The organism is Gardnerella sp. DNF01144, from assembly GCF_049244245.1.
GTDB classification, from domain to species: domain Bacteria; phylum Actinomycetota; class Actinomycetes; order Actinomycetales; family Bifidobacteriaceae; genus Bifidobacterium; species Bifidobacterium piotii.
Genome location: NZ_CP058390.1, coordinates 1,126,348 through 1,152,366, shown reverse-complemented (window position 1 = coordinate 1,152,366; position 26,019 = coordinate 1,126,348). Strand labels below are relative to the sequence as shown.

The 26,019-nt window shown below is 42.2% G+C and carries 21 protein-coding genes, 1 tRNA gene and 2 pseudogenes; 18 read left to right on the top strand and 6 right to left on the bottom strand.

Features of this window, described 5'->3' with window-relative positions; translation table 11 throughout:
• Positions 1 to 71 precede the first annotated feature (71 nt).
• Complete coding sequence (locus HXT36_RS04770) at positions 72 to 2,396, bottom strand: phage/plasmid primase, P4 family (protein ID WP_004121944.1); 2,325 nt, start codon at positions 2,394 to 2,396, stop codon at positions 72 to 74.
• A gap of 311 nt (positions 2,397 to 2,707) precedes the next feature.
• Here HXT36_RS04770 and HXT36_RS04765 point away from each other — a divergent pair, with 311 nt between their 5' ends.
• The gene (locus HXT36_RS04765; RefSeq protein ID WP_004121956.1) at positions 2,708 to 2,920 is read left to right on the top strand and encodes a helix-turn-helix domain-containing protein; all 213 of its coding nucleotides are present in this window, start codon (positions 2,708 to 2,710) and stop codon (positions 2,918 to 2,920) included.
• Positions 2,920 to 3,210 (top strand): DUF5960 family protein, encoded by a 291-nt coding sequence (locus HXT36_RS04760; RefSeq protein WP_004121959.1) that lies wholly within the window; start codon positions 2,920 to 2,922, stop codon positions 3,208 to 3,210. Before HXT36_RS04765 ends, HXT36_RS04760 begins: the two co-directional genes overlap by 1 nt.
• 117 nt (positions 3,211 to 3,327) lie before the next feature.
• Here the strand turns inward: HXT36_RS04760 and msr(D) are convergent, their stop codons facing one another.
• The 3 genes and pseudogenes from msr(D) to HXT36_RS04745 form a co-directional block, all read right to left on the bottom strand.
• A complete protein-coding gene (msr(D), locus tag HXT36_RS04755) occupies positions 3,328 to 4,791 on the bottom strand; it encodes an ABC-F type ribosomal protection protein Msr(D) (protein ID WP_000420313.1) in 1,464 nt (487 codons plus the stop codon).
• Between the two features lie 119 nt (positions 4,792 to 4,910).
• Positions 4,911 to 6,128 (bottom strand): annotated as a pseudogene (gene mef(A), locus HXT36_RS04750) (macrolide efflux MFS transporter Mef(A)).
• Between the two features lie 385 nt (positions 6,129 to 6,513).
• Positions 6,514 to 6,684, bottom strand: coding sequence for a hypothetical protein (locus HXT36_RS04745; RefSeq protein ID WP_000873143.1), 171 nt, complete (start codon positions 6,682 to 6,684; stop codon positions 6,514 to 6,516).
• Positions 6,685 to 7,239: 555 nt separating this feature from the next.
• On the opposite strand from HXT36_RS04745, the pseudogene HXT36_RS04740 reads away from it, so the two are divergent.
• From HXT36_RS04740 to HXT36_RS04725, 4 genes and pseudogenes are all read left to right on the top strand, one after another.
• Positions 7,240 to 7,410: pseudogene (locus tag HXT36_RS04740) on the top strand (hypothetical protein); the annotation flags it as partial.
• Positions 7,411 to 7,476: 66 nt separating this feature from the next.
• Positions 7,477 to 9,210: a type I restriction enzyme endonuclease domain-containing protein gene (locus HXT36_RS04735; protein WP_421779241.1), complete on the top strand. Its 1,734-nt coding sequence runs from the start codon at positions 7,477 to 7,479 to the stop codon at positions 9,208 to 9,210.
• Positions 9,211 to 9,275: 65 nt separating this feature from the next.
• Positions 9,276 to 10,199 carry an ABC transporter substrate-binding protein gene (locus HXT36_RS04730; RefSeq protein ID WP_421778667.1) on the top strand — a complete coding sequence of 308 codons (924 nt, stop codon included), beginning with the start codon at positions 9,276 to 9,278 and terminating at the stop codon, positions 10,197 to 10,199.
• 609 nt (positions 10,200 to 10,808) lie between these two features.
• A complete protein-coding gene (locus HXT36_RS04725; protein ID WP_421778666.1) occupies positions 10,809 to 10,934 on the top strand; it encodes a hypothetical protein in 126 nt (41 codons plus the stop codon).
• A gap of 23 nt (positions 10,935 to 10,957) precedes the next feature.
• Here the strand turns inward: HXT36_RS04725 and HXT36_RS04720 are convergent, their stop codons facing one another.
• Positions 10,958 to 11,953, bottom strand: a complete 996-nt coding sequence (locus HXT36_RS04720) for an FKBP-type peptidyl-prolyl cis-trans isomerase (protein ID WP_115757012.1) — start codon at positions 11,951 to 11,953, stop codon at positions 10,958 to 10,960.
• Positions 11,954 to 12,203: 250 nt separating this feature from the next.
• On the opposite strand from HXT36_RS04720, the gene HXT36_RS04715 reads away from it, so the two are divergent.
• The 3 genes from HXT36_RS04715 to HXT36_RS04705 all read left to right on the top strand — a co-directional run bounded on the left by HXT36_RS04715 (position 12,204) and on the right by HXT36_RS04705 (position 16,273).
• The gene (locus HXT36_RS04715; protein ID WP_421778665.1) at positions 12,204 to 14,123 is read left to right on the top strand and encodes a hypothetical protein; all 1,920 of its coding nucleotides are present in this window, start codon (positions 12,204 to 12,206) and stop codon (positions 14,121 to 14,123) included.
• A gap of 21 nt (positions 14,124 to 14,144) precedes the next feature.
• Positions 14,145 to 15,164, top strand: coding sequence for a hypothetical protein (locus HXT36_RS04710; RefSeq protein WP_016795906.1), 1,020 nt, complete (start codon positions 14,145 to 14,147; stop codon positions 15,162 to 15,164).
• Between the two features lie 89 nt (positions 15,165 to 15,253).
• Positions 15,254 to 16,273: a tetratricopeptide repeat protein gene (locus HXT36_RS04705; protein ID WP_016835943.1), complete on the top strand. Its 1,020-nt coding sequence runs from the start codon at positions 15,254 to 15,256 to the stop codon at positions 16,271 to 16,273.
• Positions 16,274 to 16,370: 97 nt separating this feature from the next.
• Here HXT36_RS04705 and HXT36_RS04700 read toward each other — a convergent pair.
• A tRNA-Met gene (locus HXT36_RS04700) sits at positions 16,371 to 16,444 on the bottom strand.
• A 369-nt stretch (positions 16,445 to 16,813) separates the two neighbouring features.
• On the opposite strand from HXT36_RS04700, the gene atpB reads away from it, so the two are divergent.
• From atpB to HXT36_RS04655, 9 genes are all read left to right on the top strand, one after another.
• Positions 16,814 to 17,674, top strand: a complete 861-nt coding sequence (gene atpB, locus HXT36_RS04695) for a F0F1 ATP synthase subunit A (RefSeq protein WP_020757275.1) — start codon at positions 16,814 to 16,816, stop codon at positions 17,672 to 17,674.
• A 100-nt stretch (positions 17,675 to 17,774) separates the two neighbouring features.
• Positions 17,775 to 18,008: an ATP synthase F0 subunit C gene (gene atpE, locus HXT36_RS04690; RefSeq protein WP_004105752.1), complete on the top strand. Its 234-nt coding sequence runs from the start codon at positions 17,775 to 17,777 to the stop codon at positions 18,006 to 18,008.
• A gap of 60 nt (positions 18,009 to 18,068) precedes the next feature.
• Entirely contained in the window at positions 18,069 to 18,611 is a 543-nt protein-coding gene (locus tag HXT36_RS04685; protein ID WP_004133623.1) for a F0F1 ATP synthase subunit B, read from the top strand.
• A 78-nt stretch (positions 18,612 to 18,689) separates the two neighbouring features.
• The gene (locus HXT36_RS04680; RefSeq protein ID WP_004131534.1) at positions 18,690 to 19,271 is read left to right on the top strand and encodes a F0F1 ATP synthase subunit delta; all 582 of its coding nucleotides are present in this window, start codon (positions 18,690 to 18,692) and stop codon (positions 19,269 to 19,271) included.
• 16 nt (positions 19,272 to 19,287) lie between these two features.
• Complete coding sequence (gene atpA, locus HXT36_RS04675) at positions 19,288 to 20,964, top strand: F0F1 ATP synthase subunit alpha (RefSeq protein ID WP_016635637.1); 1,677 nt, start codon at positions 19,288 to 19,290, stop codon at positions 20,962 to 20,964.
• Between the two features lie 3 nt (positions 20,965 to 20,967).
• Complete coding sequence (locus HXT36_RS04670) at positions 20,968 to 21,972, top strand: F0F1 ATP synthase subunit gamma (RefSeq protein ID WP_004131536.1); 1,005 nt, start codon at positions 20,968 to 20,970, stop codon at positions 21,970 to 21,972.
• Positions 21,973 to 21,978: 6 nt separating this feature from the next.
• Positions 21,979 to 23,466: a F0F1 ATP synthase subunit beta gene (atpD, locus tag HXT36_RS04665; RefSeq protein ID WP_004133619.1), complete on the top strand. Its 1,488-nt coding sequence runs from the start codon at positions 21,979 to 21,981 to the stop codon at positions 23,464 to 23,466.
• A 2-nt stretch (positions 23,467 to 23,468) separates the two neighbouring features.
• Positions 23,469 to 23,783, top strand: a complete 315-nt coding sequence (locus HXT36_RS04660; RefSeq protein ID WP_004131539.1) for a F0F1 ATP synthase subunit epsilon — start codon at positions 23,469 to 23,471, stop codon at positions 23,781 to 23,783.
• Positions 23,784 to 24,081: 298 nt separating this feature from the next.
• A complete protein-coding gene (locus HXT36_RS04655) occupies positions 24,082 to 25,971 on the top strand; it encodes a hypothetical protein (protein WP_421778664.1) in 1,890 nt (629 codons plus the stop codon).
• The last annotated feature ends 48 nt before the right edge of the window (positions 25,972 to 26,019 follow it).

Sequence of the window (26,019 nt, the reverse complement as noted above, 5' to 3'; positions counted from 1 at the left end):
GGCATGATGTGGCAGTTAAATTTCGTTATTGCCTTATAGGGTTATATGGGGATATAGGTTATTAACTGCCACTAGTTGCCACTTAAAAAATCGCTAAACTCACTTTTAAGCCTGTAGCCTTTAAGAAGCGTGGTTTTTTCTCCGCCTGTCTTGGGACGCTTTCTTACAACCTCGGCAAATTTTCTTAATTCCTGATTGAAGTTTCTGCTGTTCTCAGAAAAACAGCCGTTATCAATGCACCACTTCTTGTAGTGGTCGTATACAACTGCCGTTCGAATCTCAGAGCTCTGGTCTTTAACGAGTACATCTTCAGCAAACTGTGCCATCTTGTCACTGTCGTGGGCATAACTAAAAATGGCATCAAGAACGCTATTAGGCGGCTTAAAGCCTTCATCTCGGAGGTGGGTAAAGCCTTCAAGAAGCCAGTTTAAAATGGCACTTTGCACCTCTTTTTTAGAAAACTCCGCCTTTAAGGTTTTATCCTGTTCCCACGCTTCAAAATGCCTGTTAAAGGGAATAATCTGCATGCGGTCGCTACTAAACACTGTCATATCGCTGATGACGGGCAGATAATTGGTGTTCACGTACAGTTTGAACTGTGGTTTAAAGTCAAAACTGTTCTCATGCAGGAATCGAGCGTTTAAGGTATCACTTCCCGTCATGTATTTAACTTGGGCTGAATTAAGGAATAGTCCTCGGCTCGGCTCAGATATATTGGCAAAGCGAACACCGGCAAGGCGTGCTACATCCTCGGTCGGCTGTGAGCTATTAGGGTTCTTCTTTAGAGCAATGGTTTCCGCGCGTACCGCTTTTCCGTAATCGCCCATCACAGACAGAACGCTTTCCATGAGTGTGCCTTTACCGTTTCTTGTGCTTTCTCCAAAAAGAAAGAACATGCACTCATAGCGTGTATCACCGCTTAACGCATAGCCTAATGACTTTTGAAGATACAAGGCTTTCTCACAATCTCCGCTCATAATTTCATCGACAAACTGGCGAAAACGTTCACTTCTTGCCTTCGGGTCATAAAACACAGGTGATACTTTGGTAATAAGATCTGTTGCTAAGTGCTTGCGAAATACACCGTGCTGAAGGTCTAAAGTTCCGTTTTGGCAGTTAAATAGATAAATGTTCTTATCGAACGCTTCCATCGAAATGGGGTAAACGCTTTGAGCTTCCTTGATATAAATCTCACGGTTACGACGGCTGCTCCATTTGTTCCAATACTCAACAAGCATGGAACGGGTTCTCTCGTCTTTAATGACACCAGCATAACGTATAAGAGAAAGAGCTAAATCCTTGCATAGTTCCATCGTTTTAAGCGTTCCAATATCGCAAGTCCAACGTACACCATCGAAGATGAACCACATTTTGCGCTCCGGTACATAGTGCAGAATGTTTTGGAAAATATCAGCAAACAATCTGCCATTACCTAAATCACCGTTGCGATATCGTATATTTTCATCAGGCTTTAGTTCCTGTAATTTAGATAAGAGATCATCAAAGTCTTCCTCAGCACTTGCATTATGGAAAGGCTCATAGAAGGTATGACATTTAGAAACAGCTTTCTGAATGGTTGTGTTGCCATAAGTATCCGCGCCACGGTGTTCATCCCACTTAGGACGGAATAAAGCAGACTTACGAAAAAGTCGGTCTATTTGCTCCTTGTTACCGCCACAGTAAAAGGCAAGAATAGACACAAGCGCGGCATCTGCTTCGCTATGAGAAGGGTAAGCCGAAATGTCACCATGCCAAAGTGCTGTAAATTTAGCTCCATTTATGGCGTTGCCAGCTTTTTCAATAACAGATGTATCGCTTAAATATGACCTTGTACACGCGTTATTTTCTTTTTCATGAGTGTTTATGTTTCGCTTCATGTACGTGTCTAAAAGCCACATGATGGCTTCATCGTCTTCTAAAAGCTCGCCTTCCTGATACACGTCGCCCGTAACTGTTAGATAGCGATTCGTAGCTAGAGCGCTGTAAACCTCAATATCCCCATGCTTGATGTAATAAGACTTTTTATCGTATGCGCCGTTAAACAGAAGCAAGATATGAAAGCCATGCTTACTTGGGCTGTATTCGATATAAGCGTGCTTGAAATGGGCAATAATCTCTTTTGCCCAGTCTTTAATGATGCCATTATCGATGCAGTGGTCTAAATCGATGCCTAAGAGGTTATCAACAAGCTTTATACCAATTCCGTCGTATTGGTCTTTTACTTTCATGGCATCATCAAGCGAGGTGAAATCGCTTAAGTTGTCTGTAGCTGCTTTCTTTCCCGTTATGGGGTTATAAGGCGGCTTAGTGAGCCTACCGTTTTCTTGCTGCTCGTACTTCCATGAACAAAAGATATTCTTGTTCTTTAGTGCTTTTGGCAGTTTCTCTAGATCCATATTTGATCCTCCTTTTCTAGAAGGCTTATCCCTTCTACATCACAGGCAAAAGAAAAAGCCGACTTTTTAACCTGTCTTAAAAAGTTTTTTTGGTCTTCTACTTGGTAGCCATGAAAGAGGGTGTAATCTGACGGTTTTAGAAAAAATTTTTGACAATAAAAATCTCCTAAGCATTCATTAGGCATTTGCCTTGAATGAATAGCAAAGGAGACTTTTTTAATCTGCTATATTCCGGAGTGGCTAGCTCTTTATATCGTTGATATACTCACAGAATCGTGATAATATTTAACTATTAAAATAAGGAGGGAATTATGGCTGTTAGTTATAAAAAACTATTACATCGCATGATTGAAGAAGATATTTCCAATCAGGACTTAATGAGAATGAGCAATATTTCCGCCAACATTATTACGAAACTACGCACTGGGCAATATATATCACTGGAAAAAGTGGAAGGTATCTGCACAGCTTTACACTGCACGCCCAACGATATTTTGGAATTTATAGCGGAGGATGAAAAGTAATGGCTAATAATCAAAAACTGGAACTTACGTGGCTTGGTAAGGATAAAGAAATCAAAATAGAGCCTAGGATTCTAGTTGAGGATAAAGAAAAATCAAACTGCAAAAATGATCCTAATACAGAAAACATGCTCATACATGGAGATAACCTACTCGCACTAAAAGCGTTAGAAAACAAATATGCAGGTAACCGCGATCACTTCTTCATATTTGAAGTAAGTACCGTAGATGAGAATCCGCTAATCTATCATTATACATATAAGAAAACTACAATATATTTAGCAGAAAAATAGGAGCAGTTCAATTGACTGTTCCTATTTTTAATATTCATAAAATCTAAAGTCTTTATACTCTTTAACAATGGAGTCGCCAACCAGAACAGACTATACTGACCAGCGACTACCTTAAATTTAATGTTTCAGATTTATTTTCTTATCTCTAATTTCATAAACTACATCTGCTACATTTTCGAGTAATCGTTTATCGTGGGTGATAAACACGATAGTTCCGGTGTACTCCTTCATTAGTATTTCCAAAGCCTCTAAACTTGGTATGTCAAGGAAGTTACTGGGTTCATCCATTATTAGGATGTTATATCTACCCATGAGCATTTTAGCAAGCAACAATTTTATAATTTCTCCACCGCTTAAAACAGATAAACTTTTTCCAATATCGTTCTGTTTGAACCCCATAGATGCTAGCACTGAACGAATTTCTGATATATTGTAGTCACAATCCTTCTGCATAAACTCCATAACATTCTGATTACTGTTGTACTTGTAACCATTCTGTGCAAAGTAACCTATTTTTGCCTTAGGCGAAATAGAAATTCCTTCTTCATGGTTTAAGATCATTTGGATTAAAGTTGTTTTTCCGATTCCATTACCACCAGTTAACGCCACTTTTGCTCCTAACGGAATTTGAAAAGATGCATTTTCAAACAGAGCCTTATCCCCAAATACTTTATTAATTTCTGCACCGACTATAGGGTATGGATTATGGAGCTCCAATGCTTTACTTTGCCTGAAACGAATTCTGCGAATGCCTTCCGGAGCTTCTACTTTTCCTAAGGCCGCAATCCTGTGCTCTAGGGTTTTAGCAGCATTATACATCTTTTTTTCCTTACTTCCTATTGATTTTTGATGAGCTAAACGCCCTCCGTCTTCAGTACTTTTTTTCTTTGAAGAACCTTTTGCCTTCTGTTCTATTTTACGAGCCTGTTTTCGCTTTTCCTCCGCAGCCCTTTCCAATCGGGCACGTTCCGCAATAAATTGTTCGTATTCTGCAGCTTGGCTCTTACGTTCTTCCTCTTTCTGACGAAGATAATCAGAATAGTTTCCCCAATACTCAGTGATTTTGCCATCTTTCAGTTCCCATATTTTATCTACTATTTCATCAAGAAAATAGCGGTCATGGCTAATAACTAACAGTGCACCTGTAAAATATTTTAGCTGTCCTATTAGAAAATCAATTCCTTCACGGTCTAAATGGCTCGTAGGTTCATCCGCTAAAATACCATGAACCTGTGCCGATAAGGCCTGTGCTATTTTAAGCCTTGTTTCTTCACCACCGCTCATAGTCTGTATATTTAATTGCTCAACACCTAGCTTGCCTACAAGTGCAAAATCTTTTTCCTCCTGCAGAGTTACTTCGTCCAACTGGGGAATATAGGCAAGTTCACCCAGACGATTCATTTTACATCCTGGGGGAGTTAATTCTCCTAAAAGTACCCTGAGTAAAGTGCTTTTTCCAGCACCATTTGCTCCTACTAAACCAATACGGTCATAATCATATACTTCTAATTCATTTATATCTAAAACATCGCGTCCTTTGAATTCCACACGAATGTCTTTTGCTTTTAATATTAATTCCATAACATTTCCTCCTGTCTATAATCGCATGCTTTCATTTGCTTGTATGCAGGGAAAACCCTGCGATTTTAGCAGGAAGAGTTACATGAAAATAAGATACATAAATATTCCTCCAATATTGTTTATTTTAAATCTAATTTTCTAACCTCAGTTATCATTTGGCAAACTATAGCAATGCCAATAATTAAAATACCTGATAGTAAAAACCAATGATTTACACCGATTTTATCAGCAAAGAATCCAGAAAGAATTAACCCAATTGGCATAGCAAGTGACATGATACTTCCGATCAAAGAAAATACACGTCCTAAATATTCAGGCTTAATTTTCTCCTGAAAAAGAGCTGTTTGCACACCGCTATAAAATGGCACCGAAAGCCCCATTATTGCACAGCAAACTACGAATATTACAAATCCATTTGGAGGAAGTATTCCCGAAACGGCTAAACTGGTCCCCATTATAAAAAATGAACTTGTTATTAGTAATACATGCTTTTCGAAGCCCCCTAATCTTCCTAATAATAAGCCTCCTGCTAGCATCCCAAATGCAAAGGAAATTTCCGTAATAGAAATATGCACAGGCGTTCCATTAAAGTGTTCCATGCTTATTAAAGGAAATAGTGCATTGATTGGCATATAAACAAAAGTATATAGTGTTCCTAAGAGTAATAAGGCAAACAATCCTTTGTTTTGTCTCAGAACCACAACTCCTTCTTTCATCTCCCTTATGAAATTTGGTTCTAAACTTTGCACTTGATTACCCAGCTTAGGTATACGTACAATTGCTACCGTAATAGATGCAATCACAGCACCCAATACGTCGATGGCAATAATAGCATTTAAATCCTAAACGGAGTATAAGAGTGCTGCAACTGCCGGACTAACAATATAGCTTATAGACTGCAAAGACTGACTATAGCCTGCGCATTTCGTTAGCTGTTCTTCTGGTACTAAAAGTGGTGTAACCGCATTGAGTGCTGGGGTATGAAAAGCTGTTCCAATGCTACGGATAAACAATACTATCATAATCATCCAGACAGGTAGCTCCATACAGAATGCAACAATAGCAAGCACTGCACCAGCTGCTGCGATAATTAAATCGGCACCAATCATTATCTTCTTCCTATCATGACGATCCACTAGCACACCAATGGCAGGTCCCAAAATCGCATAGGGTAAAAAACCTACTAATGAAGCCATAGACAAGACCATCGCAGATCCTGTTTTTTCTGTAAGGTAAAAAATAATCGCCATTTGCAGGATGGCACTAGTGATTAATGATACTGCTTGCCCTGCCCATATTGCATAAAATTTTCGTTTCCAATTGTTGTATTTTTCCATTTATATTATCTCCTGCATATTATTTTGCTTGAATTTCTATTTTGAATAGCATTCTAGGCAATAAAAAATGCAGGCCAAACCCCACAATGTGGCTTTTGGTCTGCATACATACAATTTGGAAACATTCATATTAAAGACATAGTTAAATAAAGGTATAGTTAAATAACCAATATCCTCACCGTAACTAATGAATGCTCAATATCGTATAAATAAGCACAACAAAAAAGCCTATCATCGGGTATAGATTCTGCTTTTTTTATTGCCAGCTTATCTTAAACGCATTGAGGCTGTCATAGTTTCGGTTCCTCCTACATCTTTGTTTATATCAATTTATAGTATAACACAACAAGATGATATGTTCAATATAAAAGTTATGGAATGAGACTCATACTTCCAATTCGATGCCAGATTTAAAGGATATGACGAAGTTTTCTTCATAGACTGTAACGCTCTGGATTATCTTCCTTAGTAGCAAGCGATTAGCTTTCACAAAATCTTCTGTTTGTAGTTTTAAAAATTCATCAGGATTTTCTAACTCAACCTCAAAATATTTCATTTTACATTCCCTCATTTCATTTATTGATAAATTGAGTTTGCAAAAAAGAGTGGACAATTTTTGTCTACTCTTAACCTTTAAAATAGTTTTTTTTAATCGATTTGAAGTTGCCTAAATTATTACTTATTCGGTAAAATGAAGTATTGCTTTCAACAGATTTCCTTCAACTACACTTCACTTGATTCAAACAAGGTGGGTACATTTCTATTCCCACAAACTCCTTGTCAATGGAAACAAACACGTACCCACAGGGTAAATGGAAATAGAAACTGATAATTTCTAGCTATCACTTCTACTCATTCCAAAAATTTTCTCACTCTGATACTTACCCACCATAAAGCAAAAAGCCTTGCAATCAAGGCTTTCATTATCCCTTTCGTTCAAAGGTTTCTAAGCTTTTACGAGCAGAGCGACACACTCAGCGGTTCGCTATCTCCGTTCTGTCTGCGTGCTAGCACTTGTCAATCACGGACAGCTATCGCATGGGCGGAAGTAAATGCTAATCTTCGTCGTTTTACTCCTTGACTAGCAAACTTACCGCCTCAACATGCTACGTTTGTAGGTTTCACAGGAACTCCTATTGCCGAAACATATCAGACCTTTGGTCAGGAAATTGATAGATACACTATGGATCAGGCGGTCGCAGATGGACTAACTGTTTCTATTAAGTATCATCCTCGTATTGCCAAGGTGTTACTTGATAAGACCAAAGCTAAAGAAATTGAAAATTACTATAAAAAGTGTGCCGATGATGGTGCAACGTATGATGATATTGAAGCCAGTAAACGTGCAATGAGTTCTATGGAAGTTATCCTTGGCGAGCCTTCTCGCTTGGAGAGGCTTGCTATAGATATTCATGACCATTATATTTCATCTTGTGATAGTGACCCAGATAGAATTCAGAAAGCAATGATTGTCTGCTCTAGCAGAAAAATTGCATATTCACTTCTTTTGAAATTCAAGGATAAATATCCGGAATGGTTTGAAGAAAAGAAAACTCCTGACGGAGTTACTGCAACAGATGAAGAACTTAAAGAATTAAAGCCTATGCCATTTATGGCTATGGTATCGAGTGTTGGAAGTAATGATGAAGCTGAGATGTATAACTATCTTGGTGGAGTTAAAAATGATAAACGTTGCGAAGAACTGGATGCAGCCTTTAAACAGGAAAGGTCTAATTTCCATATTGTTATCGTAGTTGATATGTGGATTACGGGATTTGATGTTCCGTCACTTACATATTTATATAACGATAAGCCTTTGAAGAAGCACTTGCTGATTCAAACTATCAGTCGTGTAAACAGAAAATATCCCGGCAAAGAATATGGTATGGTTATCGACTATATTGGCATTCGCGATAATATGCGTGAGGCCATGAAGGTTTACGGTGGTGATACATCAGTTGCTCCCACATCGGATGACGTTGAGCAGGCTACCTCTGCATTCAGGGAGGAGATTGAAATACTTAAAGCACTGTTTACAGATTATGACTTAGCTCCATTCCTTAATACGAAATGTGACCCTGTTGAAAGATATAAATTACTTTCCAAAGCCGCTGAGTATGTCTTTACATCAGCACAGGTCTTGCAGACAGAAGGAAACGGAAAAACTAATCAGGTCTCATTTAAGACATATTTCTTAAAGTCTGTTAAGAGAATGAGAAGTGCTTTTGATATTTGCCAACCTTCTGGAAATCTGGGCGAAGAAGAATCTGCGCTTGCACAGTGCTTTATGGCTATAGCAGGTTTCGTTCGTAAAATGAGCGGAACCAGCGATGTTGATGCTGAAACTATGAATCTTGTGGTATCAAAGATGGTTGAAGAGGCATTAAAATACAATAAGGTAGAAAGTGTTCTTGAAAGTGGCGAGGAAGAAGATATCTTCTCTCCTGAATACTTTGAAAAATTATCAGATGTAGAAATGCCTGCTACAAAGTTAGAATTACTTATCAAAATGCTCCGTAAGCAAATAAAGGAATATGGCAGGGTCAACCAATTAGCAGCGAAATCTTTCCAAGAAATGATTGAAAAGACTATTGATGAGTACCATGAAAGACGTAAGCACCTTACTGCTGAAGAAGCCGGGGCAACACAGGAAGCTGCCTCAGAAGATATTATTAAGGCTGCAACTAAACAAGCTTTAGTGATACTTCGTCAGATGAACGAAAATCGTGAGAGTTTCCGTAAAATAGGATTAACCTTTGAAGAAAAGGCATTCTATGATATTTTGATTGCTCTTCGTGACCAGTATAAGTTTGAATATGGCATTGACAAAGAAGTTAACGGTGTTGTGGTAAACGATAAATGCAAGATACTTGCTAAAAAAGTTAAGGAAATAATAGATACCGAGTCTTCATTTGTGGACTGGCTCAACAATCAGAATGTGCGTAATCAGTTAAAATTGAAGATAAAGATTTGTTTGGTTAAGAACGGCTATCCTCCACAGTATAGTCCTGAAGTGTTCACAAAGGTTATGGAGCAGGTAGAAAATTTTGAGGAGCATTCTGAAACAACTTCAGAAAGTTAGGTTATTCCTTTTCCTTATTGCTTCTATGTGAAGAACTATGATGTTTGCTGAGAATAGTGCCCCATATGGCAGAAAGAAAGATGGTGAATAACATGGGAAGTATTGTTTTAGAATTACAGAATGAAATTGTGTCATCAAATTGCGATGTTGTTAATATATTACGCAAAGCACATTTGATTGCATCAAAATTAAAGCTTAATGATTTTGATCAATGGATTCAACACGAATTAAATGGTTATCCTGACCAAGAATCTTGCCCTGAGTATAGAAAGGTTCGTGGAAGTTTAAAAACTTTCAATCCTTATCGCGGTTGGATTCCAACCTCAATACAGGATAATGAAGTCGAAAAAAAGATTTGTGAAAGAAAGTTAGTAAATTCAATTTCTGAAATCATTTCTTTATGTCAGTCCTCAGGAAATGTATTAACTTTAGATTTTTCAGGCGAACAACTTGCATTGTTTGATAAAATGGCTGATTCGCTGCTTCCAATGATGTATGCATTACATATACCTACAACTGCAGTTAAAGACATTGAAGAAAAAGTAAAAAATACTATTTTAGAATGGACATTGAAATTAGAATCGGAAGGTATTGTAGGGGAAAATATGGTTTTCTCTAAGACTGAAAAAGAATCCGCAGTGAACATGCCACAAACCGTGAATAATTATTACGGAAATACAAGTGTGATCAATTCACCATCCGATAATGTACAGATAGTGTCTGGAAGTGAGAATACAGTTACATTTTCCTATGATAAAGTTAAGGATGTAGTTGATGCCGTTGAAAAAAGTATTAGTGAATCTGATTTATCAAAAGAGGATATAGAAACCGCAACAGAATTATTAGCTGACATCAAATTAAAAATTGAAGAAGAGAAGAAACCGCATATTTTAAAATCAGCATTGGTTGGACTAAAAGACTTTTTAATTAATACAGGTGCCAGCGTTACTGCAGTGTTAATACAAGCTCAAATACAAGGTTTGTTCTAAAAATCTCAAATACTATTTCGGTATCTGAGTATAAGAAAACGGCCACACAGAGTATCTCTACTCTTGTATGGTCGTTTTATTTCTTATGTTCCCGCTTAAAGGCTTTCAGTTGGTTTTCTTTTAATCCCTTACTGAACACTCCTTTAGCTCTGGCTTTTTTGCGCTCCGAATTCGTTACATTTGTCTCAGCGGTGAGACGTTTGTAACGCTGGCGGTTTCCCGACTTTGTACCAAATCTTTGTACCAAATTTGGCAAATAGTTCGCGCGTTACAGCGCGCTCACGTCTTCGCTTGCGTTGAAAGCACACTGTGCTTTCAACTTTGAGCAAGCTCAGCGAATCGAAGTGCATTCGCGCGCTACGCTCTAAGCGAAAAAGGCAGATCCTGTCGTTAGCGCGGTCTAAGCGCGCTAACGTCTTCGCAGCGCAGAAGCAATGCTTCTGCCTTGAGCTGCTCAGCGCTCCGAATTACCTTTTCGCGCTACGCTTTAAGCGAAAAGGCAGGTCGGAGCGCACGGCTATTAGTAGCCGCTCGGCTGATTTGGCATGTAAAGTCCACTGGACTTTACATTTGAGCCAAATCACGCTTTGAAGGAGCTTGAAATGCGTTATGCAATTTCAAGCTCAGTCAAAGCGCTTTTCGCGCTACGCTCAAAGCGCTCAGGCAGGTCGTCGCGCATACAAAAATGCCGCGCAAGATTTATTCAAGCGCGGCATAACATTAATCGCAGCTTAATCGCGAGTTGAATTCGCGACTAATCACGAAGCGTAGAGAATATCTACAACAAAGTAAAGCGTTGAATTTGCAGGAATTGTTACATTTCCTTTTGCATCTTTCTTGTCTTCTTTGCCATATCCATCTTCTGGCGGAATAACTAAAAGAACCTGTGACCCAACCTTCTTTCCAGCTAAGCCTTTAGTCCATCCTGGAATAACTTGACCGGCTAGCGAGAAGTCCGCAGGCGTGCCGCGCTTCCATGATGAGTCAAATTGGTACAATTTTCCGTCTTTGTCTGTAGTCCATCCAGTGTAGTGAGCGGTTACTGTGCTTTTTTCGGTAACCACTTTGCCGTTGCCTTCAATCAAAGTTTGAGAAATCAACTTTCCATTTGGCACGTAGTTATTCTTATCTAACGACGGTGCGCCAGACTTATCGAGAGTTACCTTCGGCAGATTTTGCGGAATATCTTTAACTTTGTTGCCTGTTGCGCGATCAAGAGTTTTCATTGCAGAAACAAGAGTTAACACCATTACGTACGCGTCTTGCTTAGTTTGCGGATTTGCAGGAATACCAAACGCAATCGTGGAATTAATCTTCCTTCCCTTAAGCAGCGTGTAGTAAGACTTGCTAGTAACGCCCTTTTTAACAACAATTGAGCAGTCTGGTTTGCCTTGCTTCCAGGTGTTCATAAGCTCTTTGCCGCTTTTAGCGTTGTACACAATGCCATTAGCGCATACGCGACTATTTTCTGGAATTTTAGCGCCATTTCCTTCTTGCAAAATTGCGTAAGAATTTGGCTTAACATCTATAGGTGCTGTTAACTCAACCTTTGGCTGCTTTCCTAAAGCTCCGCTAGCCTTAACGCCACTTAAAACACTCATTCCAGCTGCATTTGCTTCGCTACTTGCTGCGCCATTGCTTGACTCGCTGTTTGCGCTACAAGATGCTAATCCAAAGCACATGGCAATTGCGCTCGCAGCGCAGATTGCTCGAGTTATAAGTGATTTAGTCAAATTTAATTTGGTTTTTGTCATAAGTTTAAGACTATAACTTGCATGTGATTTTAGTGTGATTTAACTAGCGATTTGTGTGCGATTTGGTGGCAATTTAGGCGTGATTCTAGCGTGATTTATTGCGCAAAACAGTAAACCTTATAAAAGATTAGTAAAGATTGTAGAATAGATATCAGTAGATGCATATAACGAATTTAAAATTACGTTAATAAGTTTGTGCGCGTGCGGGGTTGAATAATTGGCGGCGTGCCAAGCTTAAGAAAGAGGTTTGATGCAACGTCCTACAAAACGAGCTAGGTTTATGCGAGGAGTAGTGGCCCCAATTTTTGGCCTTCTTGCTGCTCTTAGTATTGTTCTTGGTGTGCTTAACGCAACTGTTTGGAAGCCAAGCTCTATTGTTTCGGCGCATGCAAACGTGTATGGGTCTAGGTACATTGTTACGGATCCAGGCGTTTTGAATCTTGTTGACTATAGAGTAAAAATTAGCGTTGCGGCACTAAATAGTCGCAAGCCAATTTGCGTTGCAGTTGGTTTAGCTAAAGATGTTCGTGGATGGACTAAGGGTTATTCCGTTCAGCGAATAACGGGTCTTAATAATTGGAATAGTCTTTCTACAGATGTTATGCAAGCAGATGACGGTGCTCGCATAGATAGCACAAAAACAGACGATTCTAAGGTTTCTAAAGACGCTGCTAAAGACGTTGATTTTAAGGATTCCGATTTATGGACTAATGCCACTTGCCAAATGGGTTTAGCAAAGTTGTCTATAAATGCTGCCGACTTTGAGCAAGCGGGGAATGCGGCGGATTTAGCGATAAAGCAGGAGTCGCAAGAGCGCTCGCAAGATCAAAATAATGCGCAAAGCAATACTCAAAATGGCGCGCAATCGCAGACTTCTCGCCAAAAATTGTCGTCGGAGTTGCAATCAAAAATTGCTCGCAGGGTTCTTATAATCGATCTTGGTAAGAATTCTCCCGAAGCTTTCGTTGAATTGCGTTGGCGCAGGCATAATCTTCCTGATTTTGCTACTCCTATGTATTTTGTAGGAGCGTTGTTTATTTTGCTATGCGGTCTTTCGGCTTCTGTGTTTGCAATGGCTCCGCATCGCAGGCGAAACAAGCGACTTGTTGCAAGTAGAACGGGCTTGATTAGTGTTGAAAACAATAGTCAAGAAGAAGTTAAGTTCTCGGAGGCTTTGGCTGGAACAATAGCTGGCATTTTTGGTAGCAATAAAGACAAAAAGTCTAAGCACAAAGTGGGTTCTGGCGCGCATGCGCGTCATGGAGTTCACGCAAGAACGCGTACCGCAAAGTCTAAATCCGCTGTAGATTCTTCTATAAGTGTAAAGTCTGGTCTAAATTCTTCTAAGACTGCCGCTTTAGACGAAACAACTGTTATTTCTAAAGATGACTTGCAAGCTTATTTTGCAAGGCTTGCTAGTGAGTCGAGTTCTGATTTTAAGGGTGATTTTGCTGCTGGGAATAAAGCGTCGGCGGCTTTCGATTTGTCTAGCGCGAATCAGTTGGAGCAATCGGAGGATTTGCGTGAAGCTGCTGAATCTGCGGAATCTTCGGAATCTAGTAAATTTAGGAATTCGGGAATCGCAGGGAAGCCTGGAAAATCACAAAAATCACAAAAATCAGAAAGTGCATCTAAATCGGAATCTGGATTTGCAAAAAAGCGCTACAAGAAGGAATCGTATAAAGATCGCAACGATCGCAATAATCGCAAAGAAAATTCTGCTGGAGGCTCCAAGAAAGCCAATCGCGGTGAGCGTAAAAATCGATATGGCAGAATGGATGCAGAGTATTATAAAGACGACGATGGGCGTAAGAGCGATAATCGCATTGGCGAAAATCTTGGCAAATCGTCGGAGGCTTTCGATTCTACTAGTGCAAAGCCTGGTGAAGCAAAGTCTGGTGAAGCAAGGCGAAAGTCGCGCAACCAGTTTAACCAGCGTGACTACAGAAGCCAAAATCGTGGCAAAAATCGCAAGTATAAAGGCTCAGAGAATCGCACGAGTGGCTCTGCAAGCGGCGGAAATGCCAACGGCAACAAGGACGGAAACAAGGCCAGTAATAACGCCAATCATGATGTAAATGGCTTTAATAATGCTAGCCATCAAAATGCCAGCCGCCAAAATGGTTCACAAAATGGCACCTCAAAACCTTCAAAAAACCGCAAAAAATAACGTATTTTGGAAAGTGTGACTATGTTTTATGCTCATAAAATCAAGCACTATGCGCGTTTTGCGTGTGCTTCGGTAGTTGCTTCTGCAATGTGCTTTACACTTTGCGCTTGCGAAGGCCAAGTTCCTAAAGCTGCAGAAGGCTCTAGCGTTAAAGAGCTTCCAGATGTAACGCCAATCAAAGAAAAAGATATACGTTTAAGAGTTTTGCGCTCTTTAGAAAAAGCTAACGAAGAGAAAAACGCAAGTAATCTTGCAGAATACATGAGCGGACCTTCGGCTCTTGTGCGCGCAAGCGAGCTGGCGATTGCTGCAAAAATGGGCAAGCTAGATGCAAAAACCACTATTCCGCGTGAAGTTGCTCAAACAATTGTTCCAACAAACGCAAGTTGGCCGCGCGATTTAATGACAATTACCACAACAACAAAAGACCAGCAGTCTAAACGATTGTTGGTTATTCGCCAAGATAGTGCGCGCTCAAACTACAAGCTTTGGGCTGTTGCAAGGCTTTTCCCTGGCGTGCATTTGCCAAAATTCCCAGTTCCTTCAATCGGAGCTTCTATGGGTAAAGCTAATGATTCGGGACTTGTTATGTCTCCACACGCGGCTGCTGCAGCGTATGCGGATGTTTTACAAAGAGGAGAATCGAGCAAGTTTGCAAAGTATTTTGCTAATGATTACTTGCGATCAAAATTAAGCGAGCTTTCTAAAACAGTTCAAGCTGGAATGGAGCGAAATAAGGGATCTCAAGAACAAGTTTTTACTCCTGTAACAAACCAGATTAGCGTTATGCGCGCAAGCGATGGGAGTGATTTGGTTATTGCTCGCATTGATTCAGTTTGGACTAGAAAAGCGGGAGAAGGTCGCGAATCTAGGCCAGCTTCCGACGAAGAAAAAGCGTTATTTGGGGATTCTAAGGCCACTTCTACAATGCGCGTAACTTATGTGAACGTTATTGCGATGGTTGTGCCTCCTGCTGGCTCGGACGCAAAGATTATTCCAGTTGGAGCAGAACGTCAGCCTATAAAGGTAGAAGCGTTGTAGAAGCGTTGTAGAAGCGCCTTAGGCTTGTTGTAAGGCCGTTTTAAGCGCTTTAGACACTTTGTAGAAGAAATACAAGCAAAAGAGGAAATATGGTTGATTCACAATCTATGGGTATGAACCCAGGCGGATTTTCGCTTGCTGGTGCAGTAGACCTAGAAGGCGTAAAGCGCAAGGCGGAGGCTCTTGCAAAGCGCGAAGCTGCCGAAAAATCTGGCAAACCGCAGTCTAAAATTCCACTTGCAGGCGGATACGTGATTGATGTTAACGATCAAACTTTCCAGGCAATGGTTCAAACTTCCGTAAGTTTTCCAATTATTTTGCTTGTTTGGCAAAAAAGTGACGAAACTTCTTACGACTTAGCGCAAAAACTTGCGGATTCCGTTAGTGCCTTAGATGGCAGAATGCAACTTGCGCGAATTGATGCGGATGAAAGCCCATCGATTGCTCAAGCTTTGCGCGCGCAGCAGCTTCCAGCTGTATATGGATTGGTTGGGGGCAGGCCAATGCCTATTTGCCAAGGATTGCCTAGCGAAGATGAGTTGAATCAGATTTGTAGTGCCATTTTGCCGCAATTAGTTAAGGTTGCAGAAAAGTCTGGTGTTGCTGGAACGGCTCCTTATATTGATTCGGCAGATTCTGGCGTAGATGATAATGCGGCGGATTCTGGCGATTCTGCGGATTCTGGCGATTCATCCAGCATTCCCCCTGAACACAAAATTGCACACGATGCAGCTATGAATGGCGATTATGCTCTTGCTGCGCGCGAGTATGAAAAAGTATTGCAAGATAATCCGAATGATTCTTTGGCGTCTCGTGAGCGTGCAAAGGCTTTGCTTCTTAGCAGAAATACGAATACAAATGTGGAGGCTGTGCGCAAGGCTGCTGGCGATAATCCTGGCGATGTTTCCGCTCAGCTTGCTGTAGCAGATGTAGATATGATTGATGGCCACATTGATGATGCTTTTGGCAGGCTTCTTGATTTTCTTGCTTCTCACAAAGATTGCGCAGAGGTGATTAAAGACCGCATGCTTGAGTATTTTGCAATGCTTCCTGCTGGCGATGAGCGCTTGAATCGCGCTCGCCGCCGCCTAGCGATTCTTCTCTATTGATATATCAGATATACCACGCTAAAGACTGCGCCAAATAAAAAGATTAAAAGAAAAGCCAAGAGCGCATTCGTGAGAAATATGCGATTCTTGGCTTAAGTAGCGGGGCATGGATTTGAACCATGGACCTCTGGGTTATGAGCCCAGCGAGCTACCGAGCTGCTCCACCCCGCGTCGGCTGCTTTTAGCAGCTCTATCTACGATAGGTGTAAATTTGGATTTGTCAAGTCTTCGGCGTGTTTCTAGCGTAAGTTTATCGCGTAACTAGTTTAATTCTAAACAAATGTGGAGTATAATAAACAAGTGACTAAAGCGAGTTATTAATAATTTGCGTACTTGCTATAATCGCAACACTCGTTAATAATCAGCAATATAACTCAAATGTACAAACTAAGAGTAGAATCAGCTTTTTAGAGATATATTTTCGTTTCGCACATATGTCAACGAATGAATTTACAGGATTTACGGTTTTACAAACTAGCTTGTGAATAACTTTATACTTAACGCAACTGTATTGTAAAAGAGTCCTACAAGGAGGCACGAATGAGTGGAGCTATCGAAGTTTTAGCGAAAGCTGCGCATATAAATGTTGCGGCGTTGCTAGCTTCAGCAAAGCCAGAGATGCCAAGCATTAATGACTTTTTGCCGCCAGAGATTTTATTCCAAGGCACACCTTTTGCCATGAATCGAATTGTTATGGTGCGTCTTATTATGGCCGTAATCGTTATGATTATTTTTGGCATTGGTGCATCTCGCGCAAAAGTGGTTCCAGGAAGATTCCAAAGCGTGCTAGAAATCCTAATGGACTTTGTGCGATTCAACATTGTGTACGAAATGATTGGCGAAGAGCGCGGCAAGCGTTATGTGCCAATGATTACAACTCTTTTTATAACAATATTCTTCTTTAATCTTTGCTCAGTTATTCCAGGCTTAAACATGGCTGCAACAGCAACTATTACAGGGCCATTAGTGTTTGCTCTTTGGGTTGTATGCCAATACTTAATCACTGGAATTAGAGAAAAAGGATTCCTAACGTTCTTCCGCGAATCCTTGTTCCCAGCAGGAGTGCCATGGCCGATTTACTTTATTCTTACGCCATTGCAGCTGCTGGAATTGTTGATTGTGCGACCACTTTCGCTTACAATCCGTTTGTTTGCGAATATGATTGCTGGCCATTTGCTGGTGGCCACTTGCCTAGTATTCACCAACTTCTTTGTGGTGGATTCCAGCAATAAACTCCTTGCCTTAGGCGGTGCATTATGGCTGCTTGGTGGCATTCTGTTTACAGTATTCGAAGTAATAGTCGCAGGTTTGCAGGCGTTTATTTTTACAGTTCTTGCATCTGTGTATATTTCGGAAAGTTACCCCGAGAAAGAAGAAAAATCTGCTGTTGCTATTGCATAAATAGTTAAATCTAGTTAAATCTAGTTAAAATAAACAGATAAATCAGGTTTAATAATCTTAGGGTTTATAACTGGTTACTGTTCCTAAAGAAAGGAAACCAATGAATAGTATCATCGCTCTCGCAGGATTGACGGGCAACCTTAGCATTCTCGGCTTTGCCGTTGCTACTCTTTCCCCTGCTATCGGAATGGCAATGGTTGTATCCAAGGCTATGGAATCCACTGCACGTCAGCCAGAAGTCGGCAACCGTATTCAGTTGTTCATGTTTATTGGCTTGGCATTCATCGAGGTTCTGGGCTTGCTCGGATTCGTTGCCTACATTATGGGAAGCTGAACCGAACGAAACAACTCGTTCCAACGCATACAAGTGTTGAAAGAATAGAAAGGACAAGCCATGGCATATGCAGCCGAAACTAATAAACTGGCGTTGTTCTTGCCGGAGCCTTACGACGTTATATGGTCGCTGGTTATTTTAGTTGTTCTTGCAGCGTTTTTCTACAAGTTCGTTATGCCTAAATTCCAGGCAATTCTTGATGAGCGTGCAGAGAAAATCGAAGGCGGAATGGCCAAAGCAGCAAACGTGCAGCGTGAAGCTGATGAGTTAAAGAGCCAGATGGAAGAAGAACTCTCTAATGCTCAAGCAGATGCTGCAAAGACTCGCGAACAGGCTCGCGCACAAGCTTCCAAGATTGTTGATGAAGCAAGACAGCGTGCAGAAAAAGATGCTGCGAAGATTATTAGTGAAGCTCAGCATTCCATTGAAGCTCAGCATAAGCACGCCATGACTAGCCTCCAAGGAGAAGTCTCGGTACTCGCTGCGGCATTAGCAGGCAAAATTCTTGCGTCTAAGCTAGACGACGATACCGTAGGCTCTAAAATCATTGATCATGTGATTGATGAAGTAGGAGACGTTAAGGATTCGGCGCAAAACAAGTAGTTAAAGCAAGCTTTCACTAAGTTTTATGTCTTAGTGTTGCTAATTGCTACTTAGTTTTGCATAAATGAGGAGGTACGGATGCCAGAAAAGGCATCGCGAGTAAGCGAAAACTTATCGCGTTCTTCGCTTGCGCAAGCCATTTCAGACGCTCATGATGAAGCTCAGCGCATATCTGATGAGCTTTCAACAATGATGGATACGATCGAAAAGTATCCAGAGCTTTCTGATGCCATTACCGATCCAAATAGGTCTTCGGAAGATAAGTCTCGCTTAATCGACGAGCTTATTGGAGGTAAGGCGCATCCCGTTGTTTTGCGCATTATGCACTACCTTGTAGGAACTTGGCATGGTGGCGCAGAAAGTGGCAAGACGGGCAGCTTTGGCGGCGCATGGTCTGGTTTTGAGCGCGAAGCAGGCGAAACTTTGGTTACTGTTACAACCGCTCAGCCTCTTACGGATAAGCAAATCAAGCGTTTGATTGAGATTTACAGCAATAAGTTGGGTCATCGTGCGTACATAAACCCAATCGTAGATCCAAACGTGCTTGGTGGAATGCGTATACGTATTGGCGATCAAGTAACAGACCGCACAATGTTAATGCAGCTTAAGCAGCTGCAGCGTTCTGCGCGCAATGGCGCTTGGACACAGGCAGTGAAGTAATAAATTAAGGAGAATTATGGCGGAACTATCTATTGATCCCGCCCTTATACGCAAGGCACTTGACGGGTTTGTTGACTCGTACAAGCCAGCAGACATGCCAACACAAGAAGTTGGCTATGTTGTTACGGCTGGTGACGGCATTGCGCACGTAGCTGGATTGACTGGCTGCATGGCAAACGAGCTGCTCACCTTTGAGAACGACACACTGGGCCTAGCGTTTAACCTTGATGCTCACGAAATCGGCGTGGTTATTCTAGGCGATTTTACGGGCATTGAAGAAGGGCAGGAAGTTTACCGCACTGGCGAAGTGTTATCTGTGCCAGTGGGAGACGCCTATCTTGGTCGTACAGTAGACCCATTGGGTAATCCAATTGATGGTCTTGGTGCGATTGAGTGCAAGGAGCGTCGTATTCTTGAAGCCCAGGCTCCAGACGTGATTCATCGTCACCCTGTGGACGAGCCTTTGTCTACTGGCTTAAAGGCTATTGACGCAATGACGCCAATCGGTCGCGGTCAGCGTCAGCTGATTATTGGCGATCGTCAAACTGGTAAAACCGCAATCGCAATCGATACGATTATTAACCAGCGCACAAACTGGGAAAGTGGAGATCCAAAGAAGCAAGTTCGTTGCATTTACGTAGCAATCGGACAAAAGGGTTCAACAATCGCATCTGTACGTCAAAGCCTCGAAGAAGCAGGCGCTATGAAGTACACAACAATCGTTGCAAGCCCAGCTTCGGATTCTGCAGGTTTTAAGTACATTGCTCCATACACTGGTTCTGCAATTGGACAGCATTGGATGTACAACGGCAAGCATGTTTTGATTGTTTTCGACGACTTGTCTAAGCAAGCAGAAGCATATCGTTCGATTTCTTTGCTTCTTCGTCGCCCACCTGGGCGTGAAGCTTACCCAGGCGACGTGTTCTACCTTCACTCTCGTCTGCTAGAAAGATGCGCAAAGCTTTCCGACGATATGGGCGGCGGCTCAATGACTGGCTTGCCAATTATTGAGACCAAGGCAAACGATGTTTCTGCATACATTCCAACCAACGTGATTTCTATCACCGATGGCCAGATCTTCTTGCAGTCCGATTTGTTCAACGCAGGTCAGCGCCCAGCAGTCGACGTTGGTATTTCCGTGTCTCGTGTTGGTGGCGCAGCTCAGGCCAAGGCTTTGAAGAAGGTCTCTGGCATGCTTAAGATTTCGCTGGCTCGTTACAAGTCTTTGGAATCCTTTGCAATGTTTGCTTCCGATTTGGATGCAGCTTCCAAGGCTCAGCTCACTCGTGGCGCTCGCTTAACCGAGTTGCTTAAGCAGAAGCAGTTCTCTCCTCGTTCCATGGAGCAAGAGGTTGTTTCCGTGTGGGCTGGTACTCATGGAAAGTTAGACGACATTCCTGTAAAAGACGTGCTTCGCTTTGAGCGCGAAATGTTGGATTATCTCGATAAGGGAACCGACATTTTGCAAGTGATTCGTGATACCGAGGACTTTACAAAAGAGACAGAAGCAAAGCTTGATGCAGCAATCGAAGATTTCCGTAAGTCGTTTAAGACTTCTGCAGGAAAGCCTTTGATTGTTAAGGATTCTTTGCCTCCTGCCGAGAATCCTGCTCCTGTTGAGAAGGAAAAGCTTGTTGCAAAGCCAAAGTCGGATGGTCGCGATTCAAGCAATAACGAGTCTGAGGGGAAGTAGCGTATGTCTTCCCAACTTGCATTGAAATCGAGAATTATTTCCACACAGTCTTTGGGTAAAATCTTTAAGGCTCAGGAAATGATTGCGTCTTCGCATATTGCAAAAGCGCGAGATATTGCGCTTAACGCTAAGCCATACAGCGACGCAATTTTCGATGCCGTGCAGGCGTTGGTAGCTCATCACGAAGCAAACATTAAGCATCCAATCTTTGGAAAAGAGCGTGCAGGCAATCGCGTAGCCGTTCTGGCGTTGACTTCCGACCGCGGAATGGCGGGCGCGTTTACGTCTTCGATTATTCGAGAAACCGAGGCGCTGCTTACAAAGTTAGACGCCGAAGGAAAGCACGCCGAGTTGTATGTGTATGGTCGCCGAGGTGCAACCTATTACAAGTATCGTAATCGCGACGTTGCAGGCACTTGGGAAGGGTCTACGGATCATCCTGATGTAACAATCGCAGAGCGAATCTCCGATACTTTAATGGACGCGTATATGACTCCCGAAGAAGATGGCGGTGTTAGCGAGCTTTATATTGTGTTCACTGAGTTTATAAACATGGTGAGGCAAAAGGTTCGTACGCTCCGCATGCTTCCAGTTGAGCTGGTTCCGTTAAAAGACGGCGAAGAGTTTGCTATGCATAGGCCTGACTACGAGGCGGCTTCTGGCCCTTCGGCTTCGCTTTCGTCTACGGGTGCGGTTTCGGCGCGTGAAGAAGCTGTTAGTCGCAGCAATCCAGATGCTGTGGAATATTGCTTTGAGCCTAGCCCAGACGAGGTTTTGGATGCGGTTTTGCCAAAGTATATTCAGTCGCGTATTCACGAATGCTTGCTTACATCTGCAGCTTCCGAGACGGCTAGTAGGCAAAATGCTATGCACACGGCTACAGACAACGCCCGCAATTTGGTGGATGATTTAACGAGAAAGCTTAATGCTTCTCGCCAGGCTTCCATTACACAAGAACTTACCGAGATTATCGGCAGCGCTGATGCGCTGAATAATGAGGAGGAATAGGAGCATATGGCTGAAAATCAGACCACAGCACCTCCAGAAGATGCAAAGGAAAGCGACCCAACGGCTGGCCGCGTAACCCGTGTTCAGGGTTCCGTGATTGACGTTGAGTTCCCAGTTGGCTATCTTCCAGATATTTACAATGCTCTCAAGGTTGATATCAACACCGTTGGAAATACGGAGGGAGATACCGTCCACGAGATTACATTGGAAGTTGAGCAGCACCTTGGTGATTCAACTGTGCGAGCAGTGGCGCTTAAGCCTACGGACGGTTTGGTTCGTGGTGCTTTAGTGCGAGATACTGGCGGCCCAATTTCTGTGCCTGTTGGAGATGTTACAAAAGGTCACGTTTTTGACGTTACTGGCAATATTTTGAACGCTAAGCCAGGCGAGAATATTGAGGTGACTGAGCGTTGGCCAATCCACCGCAATCCACCTGCTTTCGATCAGCTTGAGTCTAAGACTCAAATGTTTGAAACGGGCATTAAGGTTATAGATTTGCTTACGCCTTACGTTCAGGGCGGAAAGATTGGTCTGTTCGGCGGCGCAGGCGTTGGTAAAACCGTGTTGATTCAGGAGATGATTCAGCGCGTTGCACAGAATCACGGCGGCGTGTCTGTGTTTGCTGGTGTTGGCGAACGTACTCGTGAGGGTAACGATTTGATTGGCGAAATGGCTGAGGCTGGCGTTTTGGAGAAGACGGCGCTTGTCTTTGGTCAGATGGATGAGCCTCCTGGGACTCGTCTTCGCGTGCCTCTTACCGCTTTGACTATGGCTGAATACTTCCGCGATGTGCAAAATCAGGATGTGTTGCTGTTTATTGATAACATCTTCCGCTTCACTCAGGCAGGTTCCGAGGTTTCTACGTTGCTTGGTCGTATGCCTTCTGCAGTTGGTTATCAGCCAAACTTGGCGGACGAGATGGGTGCGTTGCAGGAGCGAATCACTTCTACGCGCGGTCATTCCATTACGTCGCTTCAGGCTATTTACGTGCCTGCAGATGATTACACCGATCCTGCACCTGCAACAACCTTTACACACTTGGATGCAACTACCGAGCTTTCGCGAGACATTGCAGCTAAGGGTATTTACCCAGCTGTGGATCCTTTGGCTTCTACTTCTAGAATTTTGGATCCTCGTTATGTTGGCCAGGCTCACTACGATTGCGCTAACCGTGTAAAGGCCATTTTGCAGCGTAATAAGGAGCTTCAAGACATCATCGCTTTGATTGGTATTGATGAGCTTGGTGAGGAAGATAAGACCACTGTGAGTCGCGCTCGTAAGATTGAGCAGTTCCTTGGTCAGAACTTCTACGTGGCCGAAAAGTTTACTGGCCGCCCAGGTTCTTATGTTCCAGCAGACGAGACGATTGAGGCGTTTACGCGCATTTGCGATGGCGTTTACGACGAGATCCCTGAGCAGGCGTTCTCTGGCATTGGTGGCATTGACGATCTTGAGCGTCGTTGGCACGATATGCAGCAAGAGTTTGGTGCGTGATTATGGCAGAAAAGCAAGTGAAAACGCTGCACGTTAGTGTGGTTGCAGCCAGGCATCCTGTTTGGGAAGGCGATGCTAAGTTTGTTGTTATTCCTTCTGTGAATGGCACAATGGGTGTTCTTCCTGGGCATGAGGCTGTGCTTGCGTTGATTGATCACGGATTTGTAAAGGTTGACGATTTGCAAGGCGTTCGTCACGTTTTTAAGGTGACTGACGGCTTTTATTCCGTTGACAACGATCACATTACGATTGCTGTTGAGCATAGTTGCAATGTTGATAAAGACGGCAACGTTTTGCCCAATGCAAAAGTGATTTAAGCCTAACTCTTACGGTTTTATAAGACCTAAGTTTCATATATTGCAGGAGTTTGCGATTATTTATCGCGACTCCTGCTTTTGTTTTATTTGTGTTTTATCTGTTTTAGCGTTTGATCTGTTTTATTTCTGTTTTATCCCTGTTTATCTGTTATGGAAAGGTTATAACAATACATTAGGGGGGTAGGGTATCTGTATACTTTGTAATGATTTAATTTAAGCCTAAGTTGAATCACTTATTGTGCTGTTTTAGCAAATAGGCTCTTCGCACGATGATTCGTGATGAGAGGAAAGGAAAAGTATGTTAAGTAAAAAAGCGATTGCCGCATTTGCAGCGGTAGCGACTTTTGTTTCGGGAATTGCGTTTGCAATGCCAGCGTTGGCTAGTAGTGCGACTCCAGCTCAAGTGAGTAGCACTGGAGGATCTGCTAATCTCTCTCCTCTAGAGACGCTTAAAAAACGCGTTAATGGTTCTGGTCTTCTTAAAAGTGAAATTGATGAGCTTGTAAAATATCTCGACAATAACGCTTCGAAAGTTACTGGTTATGGTGACGGTAACGCTAGTGTTGTTAAGTACGTAGAGGATATGATTGTTAAATATCGTGCTATGCATCTTGATGTTATTGGTTTGCATGAGCTTGCTAATAAGGTGCGTGGAGAAAAAGACTTTAAGTTGTCATCTGATATTTTCTTTGGCGCCAATGGTCAACCTGCTACTAAAGATGATCGCGATAAGGCTCAAAGCGCATATGCTAATGGCAAAGCTGCCTTAGTTAAAAAAGCTAAAGAATCTGGGCTCGATTCTCTTGCTAACAAGATTAAAGAGTCTAATTACAGTTCTTTAGATTCTTTGAAAAATTTGCTTAACGAAGCAGAGAAGTATGCTAAGGAAGATTTAGTTAAGCAAGCAAAAGCTAAAGGTTTCAACTTTACTGCTACTCTTATCAGCAAAGCCGCAACTCTTAGTGGCGCTCGCGCACTGCTTAATGAAGCTCAAAAAACAATTACAGATAGCGCAATTAAAGGCATAGTAGACCTCGGAACATCAGAGGAAGAGTTTTTGGCGAATTTAAAAAAAGCTGGTAAAACGGCTACGCCTTCCCAGATTGAATTCTTTAGAAAAGAATTGCAAAAGCGTCGCGATGGCCAAGAAAAATCTTATACTAATGCCGTTGAATTAGCTCAGCTAGTTAACACGGGAATGTTTACTGCTACTAGCAATGAAAAAGCTGCTGTTGCACAGTTCCTTGAAGTTGTAAAGAATTTTGGCAATAAGACTTTCAAACAGTTTAATAATGCTGAAGCAAATCAAGCTGGCGCTGCTGCTGTAAACTTTAATAATAAGATTTCTGCAGGTCTTAAGAATGCTATTAAAAACTATAAGGACGAAAAGGAAGCTTTGGCTAAGCAGGCAGACGATCAAGGCTTCCACTTTATAGCTAATTTGATTCGCAAATCTAAGAAGTCTAGATTGCTTTATTTGGAGAATCTTCTTGCAGAAGCTAAGAAGAGCAAGAATAGTGAGCGTGAAAAGAACCCAGGAGCTTCTGGTGATGTTCTTCCAGATAAGTCTGAAGAAAAGCCTGCAGATAAGCCTGCAGAAAAAGCTCCATCTGCTCCTTCTGCTTCCGATTCCAATGCTACTCAAGATTCTTCCACTAAGACTGAGTCTTCTGAGAAGACAGCTCAAGCTAAAGCCGTAGTTCCTTCGGCTCCTGCTAGCGTTGATCAGCTTAAGCCAGAATTAAAAGGTACGCTAAAGGTTGGCTCCAACAACATTGCTGTTGCAGGTTCTGCAAACAAGGTTTCTGTGAACGTTAACAACAAGGCGTTCCTTGATCGCTTGCATCGCGAGGGTTCTGCCAAGGCTTACGCGTTTATGTATTCCACTCCTAAGCTTTTGCGTAGCGCGGATGGTAGTGATTACGTGACTGTTAAACTTGGCACTGATGGCGTTCCTTATTTTGATGCGCAATTCCCTGCTGGCTATTCTGGCAAGCATACTGTTGTTCTTGTTGATGAAGATGGTAATCAGCTTGCTTGGACGGATATTACTGTTGCGAACAATACAGCTGGCCAGGGTGATGGTAAGAGTGTTTTGCCTGTTACTGGTGCTGCTGGCGTTTTAGTGGCGTTTGCTGCTTTGATGTTTGCGGCTTCTGGTGCAGTGTTGCGTAAGGTGCGTAGCTAGGTTTTGCTTGCTACGTGTTAGCGCTAGTGTTTTAGGACTTTCGTTTGT

Coding starts and splice junctions, on each gene's coding strand:
- HXT36_RS04680 (WP_004131534.1), top strand. CDS start 18,690: ATGCCAGAAAAGGCATCGCGAGTAAGCGAAAACTTATCGCGTTCTTCG.
- HXT36_RS04710 (WP_016795906.1), top strand. CDS start 14,145: ATGTTTTATGCTCATAAAATCAAGCACTATGCGCGTTTTGCGTGTGCT.
- HXT36_RS04765 (WP_004121956.1), top strand. CDS start 2,708: ATGGCTGTTAGTTATAAAAAACTATTACATCGCATGATTGAAGAAGAT.
- HXT36_RS04745 (WP_000873143.1), bottom strand. CDS start 6,684: ATGAAATATTTTGAGGTTGAGTTAGAAAATCCTGATGAATTTTTAAAA.
- HXT36_RS04715 (WP_421778665.1), top strand. CDS start 12,204: ATGCAACGTCCTACAAAACGAGCTAGGTTTATGCGAGGAGTAGTGGCC.
- HXT36_RS04770 (WP_004121944.1), bottom strand. CDS start 2,396: ATGGATCTAGAGAAACTGCCAAAAGCACTAAAGAACAAGAATATCTTT.
- HXT36_RS04660 (WP_004131539.1), top strand. CDS start 23,469: ATGGCAGAAAAGCAAGTGAAAACGCTGCACGTTAGTGTGGTTGCAGCC.
- HXT36_RS04705 (WP_016835943.1), top strand. CDS start 15,254: ATGGTTGATTCACAATCTATGGGTATGAACCCAGGCGGATTTTCGCTT.
- HXT36_RS04760 (WP_004121959.1), top strand. CDS start 2,920: ATGGCTAATAATCAAAAACTGGAACTTACGTGGCTTGGTAAGGATAAA.
- atpA (WP_016635637.1), top strand. CDS start 19,288: ATGGCGGAACTATCTATTGATCCCGCCCTTATACGCAAGGCACTTGAC.
- HXT36_RS04655 (WP_421778664.1), top strand. CDS start 24,082: ATGTTAAGTAAAAAAGCGATTGCCGCATTTGCAGCGGTAGCGACTTTT.
- atpB (WP_020757275.1), top strand. CDS start 16,814: ATGAGTGGAGCTATCGAAGTTTTAGCGAAAGCTGCGCATATAAATGTT.
- atpD (WP_004133619.1), top strand. CDS start 21,979: ATGGCTGAAAATCAGACCACAGCACCTCCAGAAGATGCAAAGGAAAGC.
- HXT36_RS04685 (WP_004133623.1), top strand. CDS start 18,069: ATGGCATATGCAGCCGAAACTAATAAACTGGCGTTGTTCTTGCCGGAG.
- HXT36_RS04720 (WP_115757012.1), bottom strand. CDS start 11,953: ATGACAAAAACCAAATTAAATTTGACTAAATCACTTATAACTCGAGCA.
- HXT36_RS04670 (WP_004131536.1), top strand. CDS start 20,968: ATGTCTTCCCAACTTGCATTGAAATCGAGAATTATTTCCACACAGTCT.
- HXT36_RS04725 (WP_421778666.1), top strand. CDS start 10,809: ATGCAATTTCAAGCTCAGTCAAAGCGCTTTTCGCGCTACGCTCAAAGC.
- HXT36_RS04735 (WP_421779241.1), top strand. CDS start 7,477: ATGAGTTCTATGGAAGTTATCCTTGGCGAGCCTTCTCGCTTGGAGAGG.
- HXT36_RS04730 (WP_421778667.1), top strand. CDS start 9,276: ATGGCAGAAAGAAAGATGGTGAATAACATGGGAAGTATTGTTTTAGAA.
- atpE (WP_004105752.1), top strand. CDS start 17,775: ATGAATAGTATCATCGCTCTCGCAGGATTGACGGGCAACCTTAGCATT.